8 protein-coding genes and 1 pseudogene are annotated in these 13,849 nt (G+C 65.0%); 8 read left to right on the top strand and 1 reads right to left on the bottom strand.

All coding sequences use genetic code 11. From position 1 onward, the window contains the following. The first annotated feature begins 35 nt into the window (after window positions 1-35). From ACX5I4_RS06740 to ACX5I4_RS06720, 5 genes and pseudogenes are all read left to right on the top strand, one after another. On the top strand, window positions 36-524 hold the full coding sequence (locus ACX5I4_RS06740) for a YbjQ family protein (RefSeq protein WP_461835998.1): 489 nt from the start codon (window positions 36-38) through the stop codon (window positions 522-524). 104 nt (window positions 525-628) lie between these two features. After that, window positions 629-1,360 (top strand): TetR family transcriptional regulator, encoded by a 732-nt coding sequence (locus ACX5I4_RS06735; protein WP_461835997.1) that lies wholly within the window; start codon window positions 629-631, stop codon window positions 1,358-1,360. A 26-nt stretch (window positions 1,361-1,386) separates the two neighbouring features. Further along, the gene (locus ACX5I4_RS06730) at window positions 1,387-3,909 is read left to right on the top strand and encodes an MMPL family transporter (RefSeq protein ID WP_461835996.1); all 2,523 of its coding nucleotides are present in this window, start codon (window positions 1,387-1,389) and stop codon (window positions 3,907-3,909) included. Window positions 3,910-4,240: 331 nt separating this feature from the next. Continuing rightward, window positions 4,241-4,917, top strand: a pseudogene (locus ACX5I4_RS06725) (Maf family protein). A 149-nt stretch (window positions 4,918-5,066) separates the two neighbouring features. Next, window positions 5,067-6,875, top strand: coding sequence for an acetyl/propionyl/methylcrotonyl-CoA carboxylase subunit alpha (locus ACX5I4_RS06720; protein WP_461835995.1), 1,809 nt, complete (start codon window positions 5,067-5,069; stop codon window positions 6,873-6,875). A 76-nt stretch (window positions 6,876-6,951) separates the two neighbouring features. Here ACX5I4_RS06720 and ACX5I4_RS06715 read toward each other — a convergent pair whose 3' ends face one another. Further along, a complete protein-coding gene (locus ACX5I4_RS06715) occupies window positions 6,952-8,361 on the bottom strand; it encodes an MFS transporter (protein ID WP_461835994.1) in 1,410 nt (469 codons plus the stop codon). Window positions 8,362-8,652: 291 nt separating this feature from the next. Between ACX5I4_RS06715 and ACX5I4_RS06710 the strand changes: the two genes are divergently transcribed. The 3 genes from ACX5I4_RS06710 to ACX5I4_RS06700 are packed head-to-tail and all read left to right on the top strand — an operon-like array spanning window position 8,653 to window position 13,839. Continuing rightward, entirely contained in the window at window positions 8,653-10,062 is a 1,410-nt protein-coding gene (locus ACX5I4_RS06710; protein WP_461835993.1) for an MFS transporter, read from the top strand. A gap of 1 nt (window position 10,063) precedes the next feature. Next, window positions 10,064-12,280, top strand: a complete 2,217-nt coding sequence (locus tag ACX5I4_RS06705) for a molybdopterin oxidoreductase family protein (protein WP_461835992.1) — start codon at window positions 10,064-10,066, stop codon at window positions 12,278-12,280. Continuing rightward, window positions 12,277-13,839, top strand: a complete 1,563-nt coding sequence (locus ACX5I4_RS06700) for an FAD-dependent oxidoreductase (protein WP_461835991.1) — start codon at window positions 12,277-12,279, stop codon at window positions 13,837-13,839. Before ACX5I4_RS06705 ends, ACX5I4_RS06700 begins: the two co-directional genes overlap by 4 nt. Window positions 13,840-13,849: the final 10 nt, after the last annotated feature.

Below are 13,849 nucleotides of genomic sequence, written 5' to 3'. Positions count from 1 at the left end.
GGTGAGGGACGGTGAATTCTGGATAGGCTCTGTCCATGCTGATCGTCACCTCAAACAAAATTCCGGGCCACAGGATCGACGCCGTCTTTGGCGAAGTCATGGGCCTCACCGTCCGCTCACGGGATATCGGCTCCCAAATGTTGGCCGGTTTCCGCTCCCTCGGCGGCGGCGAGCTGCCCGAAATGACCAAGGCCCTCTATGAAAGCCGCCAGGAAGTCATGGCCCGCATGGTCAACGAGGCGCAGCAACGTGGTGCCAACGCGATCGTGGCCATGCGCTTCGACACATCCGAGATGGGCGGCAACTGGACCGAAGTCTGCGCCTACGGAACAGCGGTCTTCGCCATCCCCCTGGGCGAAGGCGAGCCCGGCGCCACCGGCCAATCGATCTACCTGACCAGCGCCGCAGGCCAGCAATCCGCCCAGCAGCCCACGACGCCGGCTGCACCCCAGGAACAAACGGCACCACCGGCGCCCGGACAGTTCCCTGCTTCGCACTCACCCCAGCAACCTTTCCAGCAGTAAGGCGGACGACGACGGCCGGCGACGCACAAGCGTCTCCGGCCGTTTGCTTCTGTGCGCGACGATTTAACTTGCTCAGAGTGCAAAGTTGCACTTAGTGTAAGTATGTGACTGCTTTCGATACCTCTGCCCTCCTCTCACGCCGGGAACAGAACAAACTGGCCACTCGCCGCGCGATCGCGGACGCAGCCCTCACTGTGTTGCGCAGCAGGGGCATTGGAAGTTTCACGGTGGAGGACATCGCGGAGGAAGCCGGTGTCTCCCGGCGCACCTTCTTCAACTATTTCCCCAGCCTCGAAGCCGCTTTGGCTTCCGTGACTGAGGGCTTCCTGGACCATGCACTGGAACAGTTCCGCTTGCGCCCGTCCGGTGAACCTATCCTCGAGTCCGCCCGCGCCGCCCTGATGGCGTTGGCTGACCCCATGACGGTCTCCCCCATGGCCGAGCTCTTCAGCCTGACCCAGGACAACCGGGCCTTGGCACGTTCGGAACTCGAAGCCTGGGACCACTGCACTACGCAGATCATCGACGCTGCCCGGCAACGCCTGGGGCCGGATGCCAATGAGCTCTACTTGCGGGCTTTGGCCGGATCCATCATTTCCTGCGGCAAGGCAGCCATGAGCGTGTGGTTCGAACAACGTGGTCCGGATCTTTCCGCCGAATCGTTGGCGAGCTTGCGGCAGCACCTGATCGACGCGATTGGCCTGCTCGGTTCGGGCTTTGCGGCACCCGCCCCTCAAGATCCGGCCTCTCAAGATCCGGCCGATCAAGGCCCCGCGCCTCAAGATCCGGCCTCCCACACCGCACAGCCCCCGGCTGACACCCAACACTCGGCATAACCACTCACCGACAGATCGGTTCCGATATGGCACTCCTGCTCTACCGTCTTGGCAAGTTTTCCTACCGTCACCGCTGGCTGGTGGTTTCCCTCTGGCTGGCCGTGCTCGTGGCCGTCGGCGGCTCCGCGGCTGCCTTCCACGGCACCATGTCCAACAACTTCCAGATCCCCGGCACGGAGACCCAGCAGATGCTGGACAAACTCAAGAAGGATCTTCCGGCGTCCTCGGGTGGTTCCGCCGGGATCGTCTTCGAAGCCGGCGACGGCGGATTCAACCAAGCGGGCAAGGACGCCATTGCGTCGGCCCTCGCCAAGCTGGAAAAACTGCCGGACGTGCAATCCACCGTCAATCCCTTCACAACACAGGCACAGCTGGACAACGCACCGTCCGAGCTCGCAGCCGGCGAACAAAAGGCCGCCGCCGGGCAGGCCGATTTGGACAAAGCCCGGGCCACACTCGACGCCGGTGATGCCCAGCTCAAGGCCGCCGAGCAGCAAATGACTGCTGCCGGGATGCCCGCAGCGCAAATCGAGGCCCAGCTTGCCTCGCAGAAGGCCGAACTGCTCACCGGGCGCCAGAAGCTCGAAGCAGGCGAGAAGCAGGCCACCGATGGAGCAGCAGCACTTGCACTGGCCAAACGCCAGGTGGCAGCTTCCCAAGGCATGCGATTCGTCTCCCAAGACGGCAAAGCCGCGATCGCGCAGGTCCAGTTCAAGACCTCCATCAACGGCCTGACCCCCGCCGTCCGGCAGCAGGTCCAGGACATCGTCCACGGAGTCTCCTCAGCGGGTGTTACCGCACTAGCAAGCAAGGAAATCACGGAGGACGTCTCGCAACTGTTCGGCGTCTCGGAAATCATCGGCATCGCCGTGGCGGCCATTGCCCTCATCGTGATGCTGGGAACCCTCGTCGCTGCAGGCCTGCCCCTCCTCATGGCCATCATTGGCGTAGCCGTGGGTGTCGGCGGAACTTTTGCCCTCACCGGCGTCATTGACATGAGTTCCATTTCCCCGATGCTCGCGCTCATGCTGGGCCTCGCCGTCGGAATCGACTACTCGCTCTTCATCGTCAACCGCCACCGCGGGCAACTGCTTTCCGGGATGGACGCTGAGGAATCCGTAGCCCTCGCAACGGGCACCTCAGGCAATGCGGTTCTTTTCGCCGGCCTCACGGTCGTCATCGCTCTTGCCGCATTGGTGGTTCCCGGGCTCCCGTTCCTGGCCGTCATGGGCCTGTCGGCCGCCGCGACCGTGGCAGTCGCCGTCGTCGTCTCCTTGACGCTGACCCCGGCGATCCTCTCACTGGTGGGCCGCAAACTGATCTCCAAGCGGGCCTGGGCCAAAGCCCAACGCCACAACGCCGAGCCGGACCACGCCTCGGCAGATCGCGCTGAGGACCAGCGCAGGAGCAGCCGTGGCTGGGGCGGGCTCGTGACCCGGCACCCGGTGGTCTCGTTGCTTGCCGGCGTCGTGCTTCTCGGGGTGCTGGCCCTCCCGGCCTCCCAGCTGCGCCTCGCTTTGCCCGACGGCGGCTCGGAACCCGTGGATTCGCAAGCGTTCAAGGCCTATGACCTCACCCGCACGAGCTTCGGCGAGGGCATGACCGGTCCCATTGTGGTTGTCGGCACGTTCCCTGACGGGCTCAGCGACGACCAGGCCAAGACCAAGCAGTTCGACGTCGCGGACAAGCTGCGCAGCGTCGACAACGTCGTGGCCGCCGTTCCGGTTGCCCTCAGCCAAGACCATCGCACCGCCGTTTTCCAGGTCATCCCCAAGGACGGGCCAGCCAGCGCCAGCACAGTCCAAGTGGTCTCGGAACTGCGCGCCAAAGGTTCCGAAATCCAGCAAGCCACAGGGGCCACCATCGGGCTGACGGGGCAGACGGCCGGCAACATCGACGTCTCCGCGAAGCTCGGCGCCGCGTTGCCCCCATACTTGGCGATCGTCGTCGGGCTCTCGCTGGTCCTCCTGCTCCTGGTGTTCCGCTCGATCGTCGTCCCGCTGCTGGCCACCGGCGGCTTCCTGCTCTCGCTCGCGGCCGCGTTCGGCGCCGTGGTGGCCGTGTACCAGTGGGGCTGGCTGGGCACCGTGTTCGACGTCGCCAACCCCGGAGCCGTGCTGAGCTTCCTGCCGATCATCCTGATCGGTGTGCTGTTTGGCCTGGCGATGGACTACCAAGTGTTCATCACCTCCGGCATGCGCGAATCGTTCATGCACGGCGAGAGCGCGAAGCAGGCCGTCCGGAGCGGCTTCAGCCATGCCGCCGCTGTGGTCACGGCCGCCGCCATCATCATGGTCAGCGTGTTTGCCGGCTTCATCTTCAGCCACCTGACCATGGTCCGGCCGCTCGGTTTCGCCATGGCGTTCGGCGTGCTCGTGGATGCGTTCGTGGTGCGGATGACCATTGTTCCGGCCGTGATGTACCTCTTGGGCGAAAAAGCCTGGTGGCTGCCGCGCTGGCTGTCCCGCATCCTTCCTGACGTCGACGTCGAAGGTGCCAACCTCCAGCGGACGACGGCGGCGGGCGGGACCAGGGAGCTGGTCCACTAAGCGTCTGGCTTGGTTCGTAGCGGGCGTCGGTTCTGTGTCCAGAACCGACGCCCGCTCACCTATAGCGCCTTTCCGCCAAACGCTCGCTCACCTATAACGCGCTCTTCCCAAACGCCCGCTCACCTATAACGCGCTCTTCCCAAACGCTCGCTCACCTGAATTCAAGGAACATGTCCACCTTGGGGTCATCTCTCCACGAGGGTTGACCGCACGGGCGATATAAGTGAGCGAGCGTCCTGCTAGACACCGATATACGTGAGCGAGCGTCCGGCCAAACACCTACATAAGTGAGCGAGCGTCGGGGGGTGGCGCCGCGTACTACGCTTGAGCCGTGACCCGATTGATCCTGGCTTCCCAGTCCCCGCCCGCACCAAGCTCCTCACGGAAGCCGGCATCCACCACGAGGTACTCGTCTCGGACGTGGACGAGGACGCCGTGCAGGCCCGGTATGGGGTCACCGACGCCCATGACACCGCACTCCTCCTGGCCCGCGCCAAGGCCGAGGCCGTCGCCTCCCTGCCCGATGCCGAGGGCGCTCTGGTAATCGGCTGCGATTCCGTGTTCGAGTTCGACGGCGAATCGCACGGCAAGCCGTACACGGTTGACGTGGCCAAGGAACGGATGCTGCGCATGAGTGGCTCCAAGGGCGTACTCCACACCGGGCACTGGCTGGTGGACTGCCGCGATACCGCAGCGGACATGGACGACGACGGCGGGACGGCCGACGGTACTGGCGCAACGGTCGGCGCTGTATCCAGCGCAGAAGTCCACTTCACGGAGATGAGCGAGAAGGACATCGACGCCTACATCGCGACGGGCGAGCCCTTGCATTGCGCGGGTTCGTTCACGATTGACGGCTTCGGTGGGGCCTTCATTCGCAAGGTCGACGGCGACCCGCACGCCGTCGTCGGGCTCTCCATCTCGACCCTCCGCGATCTGCTCGGGCAAGCGAACGTGGGAATCACCGAACTTTGGACCCAGAACGGCTCAGAAGCGATCGGCGAATAGAAGCGGTCCGAGTCGCCAGCCCCGCTGCGGGTTTCCCGACTTTGTAGCAACCCTACAAAGACAGGCCGTCTCACACACGGAATCCCCCATCAATATGGGCGGAACCCTCAAAATCACGCTAGGCTCCCTGAAGGACAGAAGGAGTCAACTTGTCAGCTAATCCGGCGCAGCCCATTTCCAGCCCTCTCACCAAGGTCTTGATTGCCAACCGAGGCGAAATCGCGGTCCGCATTATCCGCGCAGCCCGGGACGAAGGCATCGCCTCCGTGGCCGTCTACGCAGACCCCGATCGGGACGCCCTCCACGTCCGGCTGGCAGACGAGGCGTACGCCCTGGGTGGCAACACTGCTGCCGAGTCGTACCTTGTCATGGACAAGTTGATCGAGGTCGCCAAGCAGTCCGGTGCGGACGCCATCCACCCCGGCTATGGCTTCCTCGCCGAGAACGCCGAGTTCGCCACCAAGGTCATCGACGCCGGCATCACCTGGATCGGCCCGTCCCCAGAGGCCATCTCTGCGCTGGGCGACAAGGTGCAGGCGCGCCACATCGCAGAAAAGGTTGGCGCTCCCCTGGTTCCCGGCACGGCCGACCCCGTGGAATCCGCTGACGAGATCCTGGCCTTCGCCAAGGAATTCGGCTTGCCCGTAGCCATCAAGGCTGCCTACGGTGGCGGCGGCCGCGGCATCAAGGTGGCCCGCACCATCGAGGAAATCCCTGAGCTTTTCGAGTCCGCAGTGCGCGAGGCCGTTGCCGCCTTCGGCCGCGGCGAGTGCTTCATCGAGCGCTTCCTGGATTCCCCGCGCCACGTCGAGACCCAGTGCCTCGCCGATGCCTACGGAAACGTGGTTGTAGTCTCCACCCGCGACTGCTCCCTCCAGCGCCGCAACCAGAAACTCGTGGAAGAAGCCCCGGCGCCGTTCCTGAGCGCCGAGCAAAACGAGCGCCTGTACGAGTCCTCCAAGGCCATCCTGAAAGAAGCCGGCTACCTGGGCGCAGGAACCTGCGAGTTCCTGGTGGGACAGGACGGCATCATCTCCTTCCTCGAGGTCAACACCCGCCTTCAGGTGGAGCACTGTGTTTCCGAGGAAGTCACGGGCATCGACCTGGTCCGCGAGCAGTTCCGCATCGCCCGCGGCGAAAAGCTCGGCTATGGCGATCCTGTGGTCCGCGGCCACTCCTTCGAATTCCGCATCACCGGCGAAGACCCAGGCCGCAACTTCATGCCTGCGCCCGGAACGGTCAGCACCCTGAAGAACCCCACCGGTCCGGGCGTCCGCATCGACTCCGGCATCGAGCAGGGCGACGTCATCAGCGGAAACTTCGATTCCATGCTGTCCAAGCTGATTGTCACCGGCGCCAGCCGCGAACAGGCCCTCCAGCGTTCACGCCGCGCCCTCGAGGAAATGGTGGTGGAAGGCATCCCCACTGTGATTCCTTTCGACCTCGCAGTAGTGACCGATCCCGCGTTCGCTCCGGCCGAAGGCCCGTTCAAGGTGCACACGCGCTGGATCGAGACCGAGTTCGTCAACAACATCCCGGCGTGGACGCCCACCGGAGGCGGAACAGAAGCCGCCGACGCCGGTGAGCGGCAACGCGTCGTCGTCGAGGTTGGCGGCAAGCGGCTGGAAGTTGTCCTTCCGGCGACGTTGGGTTCCGTCTCCTCAGTTGCGAGCACGGGCGCCAAGGGCGCGAAGGTCAAGAAGCGTTCCCGCTCCGCGGGAGCCACGGCCGCTGTGGCAGGCGGCAACGCCCTTACCTCGCCGATGCAGGGAACGATCGTCAAGGTAGCAGTGGCTGCCGGCGATGTGGTTGCCGAAGGCGATCTGATCGTGGTTCTCGAAGCCATGAAGATGGAGCAGCCCCTTACCGCCCACAAGGCCGGCACCATCCACGGGTTGGTGGCCAAGGCAGGCGAAACCGTCTCCGCAGGCGCCGTCATCGCGACGATCGAAGACTAAACAGACTTAAGCAGCTCCGGCCCCGCACCATTAGTGCGGGGCCGGAGCCAGTTAACGGGAGTCAGTTAATACAGGATCAGGCCACGTTGTTCTCGTAGTCCGTGTCCTTGGTTTCCTTGGACAGGAACAAGGCCACGAGCGTCAGCACTGCCATGGCACTGAGGTAGATGCCCACCAGGACGGTGCTGCCCTTGGCCGATTCCCAAAGCCATACTGCGACGAACGGGGCCACCGCTGCGCCGAGGATGCTGGACATGTTGTAGCTGACTGCGGATCCGGTGTACCGGACGTTGGTGGGGAACAGTTCCGGAAGCAATGCGCCCATCGGTCCGAACGTGAGGCCCATCAGCGTGAATCCGATGATCAGCAACGCCATGGTCCCCACGAAGCCGCCGCTGAACAGGGGCACGAACAGCAAGCCGAACACCAGGATGCCGGCCGTTACGGCGAGGAGCATCTTCCGGCGGCCGTACTTTTCGGCCAGCGGACCGGCTACCAGGGTGAAAATGCCGAAGAAGACGACGCCGGCAATCAGCATCCAGAGGAAGTCGTTCCGGCTGAAGCCCAAGCCCGGGACGAACGCCGCGGCGGCCGCTTCGGTCATCGGCTTTCCGGCCTTCACCGCGGCGGCTTGTGCGCCCGCCAAGGTGGGCTTGGTGCCGTAGGTCAGCGTGAACGTGGTCATCAGGTAGAACAGGACGTACGTTGCGAGCATGATGAACGTGCCGAGGATCAGCGGGCGCCAGCTGGACTTGAACACGCGTCCGATGGGCAGCTTGGCCACTTCGTTGGACTCCAGCACCTTGGTGAATGCGGGTGTTTCAATGAGCTTGAGGCGCACATAGAGGCCGAGGATCACCATGAGGGCGCTGAGCAGGAACGGCACGCGCCAGCCCCAGGCGGCGAAGGCCTCCGGGGTCAGGGTGTAGCTGAAGGCTAGGAAGATGATGTTGGCCAGGATGAAGCCGATCGGTGCACCCATTTGCGGGAACGTTCCGTAGATGGCCCGCTTGTTGGCCGGTGCGTTCTCCGTTGCGAGCAGCGCGGCACCGCTCCACTCACCGCCGAGGGCGAGGCCTTGGGCGAAGCGCAGGACCACCAGCAACGTGGGGGCAAGGAAGGTCCAGCCCGGGACCTGCGCCGTGGGGAGGCAGCCGATCAGGAACGTGGCGATGCCCATGGTCAGCAGGGACGCAACCAAGGTTCCCTTGCGACCGAACTTGTCACCGAAGTGGCCGAAAACCACTGAGCCAAGCGGCCGGGCGACAAAGGCCACACCGAACACTGCGAAGGAGCTCAGCAGCTGAGTGGTCTCGTCCGCCGTCGGGAAGAACAGTTTGGGAAAGACGAGCACGGCCGCCGTGGCATAGACGTAGAAATCGTAGAACTCGATGGACGTGCCGATGAGGCTGGCGAAGATCACCCGTCCCCGCGAGTTCACCGGCTTGGCCGACTCGCTTTCCTTGGATTCAGCGATGGAAGACATGTGATGGATGCTTTCGTTCAGCCGGCCCGGCGTCGCTGAGCCTGCCGGCAAAGATTATTGAGAGTTCAATAATAGTTCCCGGTATCCAACAAATGGACAATCAAGTCCAAGATGCGGACGCCCCGAAAAGTCTCATTCTGTGGTCTGCGACACAAAAACCTCACCGCCATCTCACGCAGTGGTGACCCCCTCCGATAGGCAAATGTCACAGCACGTTTACAAACCGCGACGGTCCGCGAAACGCGCCGTACCTACCGTATAAGTACAACGTCCCCACAAAGGAGGCACTCCGTGACAGTTGACCGAAGCACCGAAATCCTCACTAACGAGCAGGCGCCCACAGCCCTCGTCCCCGAGCTCGAACACCGCCCTGGCCGCTGGATTGCCAACTGGGATGCAGAGAACAAGGAGCAATGGGAGGCCGCCGGCCGTGCCATTGCCAAGCGCAACCTGTACTGGTCCATCTTCGCCGAGTTCCTGGGCTTCGTCGTCTGGCAGCTCTGGTCGATCGTGGTCGTCCAGCTCCCGGCCGCGGGCTTCAAGTTCGACACCAACCAGATCTTCTGGCTCATCTCGATCCCCAGCCTGGTCGGTGCCACCCTGCGCATTCCGTACACCTTCATGGTGCCGAAGTTCGGTGGCCGCAACTGGACCATCGTCTCGGCCCTCCTGCTGCTGATCCCCACAGCCGGCCTTGCGCTGTGCGTCTCCAACCCCGGCACCCCCTTCGGCGTCATGCTGCTGATGGCCGGACTCGCCGGCTTCGGTGGCGGCAACTTCGCCAGTTCCATGGCAAACATCACCTTCTTCTACCCTGCCCGTGAAAAGGGCTGGGCGCTGGGCCTGAACGCCGCGGGCGGAAACCTCGGTGCCGCCGTCGCGCAGCTCGTTGTGCCGATCGCCGTCACTCTCCTGGCCGCCGGTACCGTCAGTCTGCCCATGGCAGGCCTCATCTGGATCCCGCTCATCCTTGTCGCCGCATTCGGCGCCTGGAAGTATATGAACAACCTCACCAGCGCGAAGGGCGACGTGGCAGGCTCCATCGCCGCGTTGAAGGAACCGCACCTGTGGATCATGGCCTTCCTCTACATCGGCACCTTCGGCTCGTTCATCGGCTTCTCCGGCGTTTTCCCCAAGCTCATCAAGGACTACTTCCCGGCTTTCTCCTCCATGCACCTCGGTGCAGTGGCTCTCTCACTCGCCTTCCTCGGCCCGCTGGTCGGCTCCCTGGCCCGCCCCTACGGTGGACGCATGGCTGACCGCATGGGCGGGGCCCGGATGACCGTCACCTCCTTCGCAGCGATGGCGATCATCACCCTGACCATGATCTGGACCCTTCCGCTCAAGAACTTCTGGCTCTTCCTGGTCCTCTTCCTGTTCCTCTTCACGGCAAGCGGCTTTGGAAACGGCGCCACCTACCGCATGATTCCGGTCATCTTCGCCACCTCCAGCCGGGCCGCGCGTTCCGGGGCCAGCACCGCTAGCACGGCACGCCTGGCTTCGTCCTCCCTCGGCCTGATCTCGGCGATCGGCGCCTACGGTGGATTCGTCATCCCCCAGGTGCTGAACGCTTCCACCACCGCGTCCGGTTCCTACACCCCCGCGTTCTATGGCTTCGTCGGCGCCTACGTGCTGATGCTGATCGTCTGCTGGGTCTGCTACCTCCGCAAGGCCAACCGCAAAGCGATGGGACACATCTAATATGCCCAATGGCGCCAACACCCACTGCCCGTATTGTGCGCTGCAGTGCGCCATGACTCTGACCCCGGCGGCGCCCTCGGCGCGGCCGGGGTCAGACCCCGCTCCAGCGGCAAAGGCACTTCCACTAATGGAAGTGTCCGGCCGCGACTTCCCCACCAACCGGGGCGGGCTGTGCCGCAAGGGCTGGACATCGGCGTCGTTGTTGAACCACACCGGACGAGTCACGGAACCCATGCTCAAGGGGTCCGACGGCGTCCATCGACCGGTCACGTGGGACCAGGCACTCATGCTGGTCACGGGAGCCGTCAAGCAGACCCGCGAACAGTACGGGCCCGACGCCGTCGGCGTGTTCGGCGGCGGTGGACTCACCAATGAGAAGGCCTATCAGTTGGGCAAGTTCGCCCGCCTGGCGCTGGGAACTTCGCGCATCGACTACAACGGCCGTTTCTGCATGTCCTCAGCTGCGGCCGCCGGAAACCGCGCGTTCGGCGTGGACCGCGGTCTCCCCTTCCCCGTGGAGGACCTTGATTCGGCAAGCGTCATCTTCCTTCTCGGTTCCAATGTTGCCGAGACCATGCCGCCATTCGTCCAGCACCTGCAAGGCGCGCGCGATTCGGGCGGCCTGATCGTGGCCGATCCCCGGCGTTCCGCGACCGCTGCATTCACCGGCGACGGCGGCGGCATCCACTTGCAGCCGACCCCCGGTACGGACCTTGCCATGCTCCTGGGTATCTCCCATGTGGTGGTCCATGAAGGCCTCGCCGACACTGAATACCTTCAAAGCCGCACCGCCGGGTACCCGGCGATCGTTCGCAGCCTCGCAGCCTTCTGGCCGGAGCGCGTTCAATCGATCACCGGCGTGCCCGCCACGCTTATCCGTGAGACCGCACGCCGCCTTGCCGACGGCGCCCGGCGCGGTGGAAGCTACATCCTGACCGGCCGTGGAGTCGAGCAGCACGTGGACGGCACGGACACCGCCACGGCCGCGATCAACCTCAGCCTCCTCCTCGGCCTGCCGGGGTCTTCCCGCAGCGGCTACGGCACGCTGACTGGCCAAGGCAACGGCCAGGGCGGCCGCGAGCACGGCCAAAAGGCCGACCAGCTCCCCGGATACCGCAAGATCACCGATCCTGCCGCCCGTGCCCACGTCGCCAAAGTGTGGGGCGTGGACGAGTCCCTCATCCCCGGCCCCGGCCTGCCGGCCGTGGAGCTGTTGAAGTCTTTGGGACAGCCCGACGGCGTCCGTTGCCTTTTCGTGCACGGCGCCAACGTGGCGGTGTCCGCACCGGACGCCAGCGCCGTGATCGAGGGCTTGCGCAGCCTGGACTTCCTGGTGGTCTGCGACTTCTTCATGTCCGAGACTGCGCTTGAGGCCGACCTCGTCCTCCCCGTCACGCAGTGGGCCGAAGAAGAAGGCACCCTGACAAACCTCGAGGGGCGCGTCCTCCGCCGCCGGAAAGCCCTCACCCCTCCGCCGGGTGTCCGCAGCGAACTGTGGCTCATGGCCCGGCTCGCCGAATCCCTTGATGCTCCGTCCACGTTCAGCGACGATCCCGAGACCGTCTTTGAGGAACTCCGGCTCGCTTCGGCCGGCGGTTTGGCCGACTACTCCGGAATCGACTACGCCATGCTGGATCGCGGAGAAGCCGCATACTGGCCTTATCCCGCCGGAAGTTCGGGAACTCCGCGCCTCTTCCTGGACGGCTTCGCGCACGCCGACGGGCTCGCGGTGATGGTCCCGGTGGTGCCGCAGAGGCGGTCCCGGCGTTCCGCCGTCGTCCTCTCCGATCCCGATCCCCTGACCCTCGTCACCGGGCGCCTGCTGGAGCACTACCAGTTGGGCGCCCAGACCCGCCGTGTGGCCGAACTCGCGGCCGCACAGCCGGAGGCGCTTTTGCAGATCCACCCCGCGACGGCGGCCGTCAGGGGAATTTCCGGCGGAGACTTTGTCCGGGTCTCCAATGAGCGCGGCGAGGTCCTGTGCCGGGTGGAGCTCAGCAACTCCATCCGGACGGACACGGTCTTCCTGCCTTTCCATTTCCCTGGGCTGGGCAGCGCCAACCGGCTCACTGAGGCGGTCACGGATCCGATTTCCGGCATGCCGGAGTTCAAGACCAGCAGGGTCTGGGTCCGGAAGGCGGCACTACCGGAAGTCGAACCGGAGTTTGCCGTTCCAGCGGCAGCCGGGTTGTCAATGCACGTCAAGGAGGCATCGTGAGCGAGCGAATTGTGGTGGTCGGATTCGGGCCGGTCGCGGCCCGGCTGGTGGACGAGTTGTTGCCCGCCGTTCGCAGCGGGCTGGTCCAGCTGCTCGTCGTCGGTCAGGAAAGCGAAGCCGCGTACAACCGCGTCATGGTGGCGGAACTCGGCGTAGGCCGGACCACCGCGGAAGCGCTCGCGATGGCGGACGCCACGGATCTGGCGGCCGACGGCGTCGAGGTCCGGCTGGGCGTCACGGTCAAACGCATCGACCGTGCCCGCCAGCAGGTAATCCTCTCGGACGGGACCACTCCCGGCTACGACCGACTGGTGTTCGCCACCGGCTCGCGGCCCGTCATTCCCAACCTCACAGGCATCAACCCAGATCCTTCCCACCCGGTGCTCCCGCCGGGTGTGACCGCGCTCCGTGACCTCCGTGATGCCGCGCAACTGCGCGACGCCGTAGTTGCCGGAAAGCGCCTGATCGTCCTCGGGGGCGGCGTGCTGGGCCTTGAAACTGCCCTCGCCGCCGCAGAAGAAGGCGCCCGGACCACGGTGGTTCACAACGGTTCCTTCCCGCTGGGCCGCAACATAGACCGCGGCGGCGGCGCCGTTCTTGCGGCAAGCCTGCGCAACAGCGGGATCACTATGGTAGGCAACGCCCGTTCCACAGCCGTCGAGCACAATGGCCCGGACGGCATGTTCTCGGCCCTTGTACTGAACGACGGGTCAAGGATCGAGGGCGACCTGCTGGTCCTCTCCTGTGGTGTGCGCCCGCGGATCGAACTAGCTGAAGGCTGTGGACTGCCCGCGGCCACGGGCATCCTGGTGGATCACCGCCTGCGCACTTACCACGAGCCGCACATGTTCGCGATCGGTGACTGCGCCGAGGTCCGCTGTGCCGATGCCGAGTGCTCCGAATGCCGCACCGCACTTGGTCCTTCGGGCCTAGTCGGTCCGGGCTGGCGCCAAGCCGAGTGGCTCGCCGAGTACCTGATCCTCCTTGCCGAGGGCGGCCAGGACGCTGCCGACACGCTGGCACCCCTCCCGCAGGAGAAGCCAGGCGTGGTGGTCCTGAAGGCACGCGGCATCAACTTGGCCGTCGCTGGCGACAACGGCGCCGAACCCTGGGATGACGAGCTGTTGTCCGTCGGTGTCTCCGAGGGAACGCCGAGGCGCCAAGTGGCCCAATGGGCCGATCCGGAACATGGCCGCTACGTCAAAATGACGACGCGGGGCGGCGCGCTCGAAGGACTCGTGACCGTGGGCATGCCGCGCACGGCCGCAGAGCTTGTGATGCTGTTCGAACGCGGCTCCGAACTGCCCGCCGACCGTTCGCTCCTACTCCGCCTGGACGGCCCCGACCAGCTGGATTCTTCTGCTTCGAATGATGATCCGCAGCGCACAGTGTGCCGCTGCGCGGGCGTCAGCGGTGCGAGCATCGAGGAAGCCGTGCTGGATGGCTGCTCTTCCGTACCGGAGGTTTCCAAGGCGACCCGTGCGGGGACTGGGTGCGGCGGGTGCCATGGGGACATCAAGGGGATTATCGAGAAGCACTTCCAGGGGGTTGCGGTGTAGCCAGTGCTGA

It is taken from the genome of Arthrobacter sp. MMS24-S77 (genome assembly GCF_054888235.1).
The sequence above is the reverse complement of the archived record's forward strand: the minus strand, read 5'-3'. Positions and strand labels throughout refer to the sequence as shown.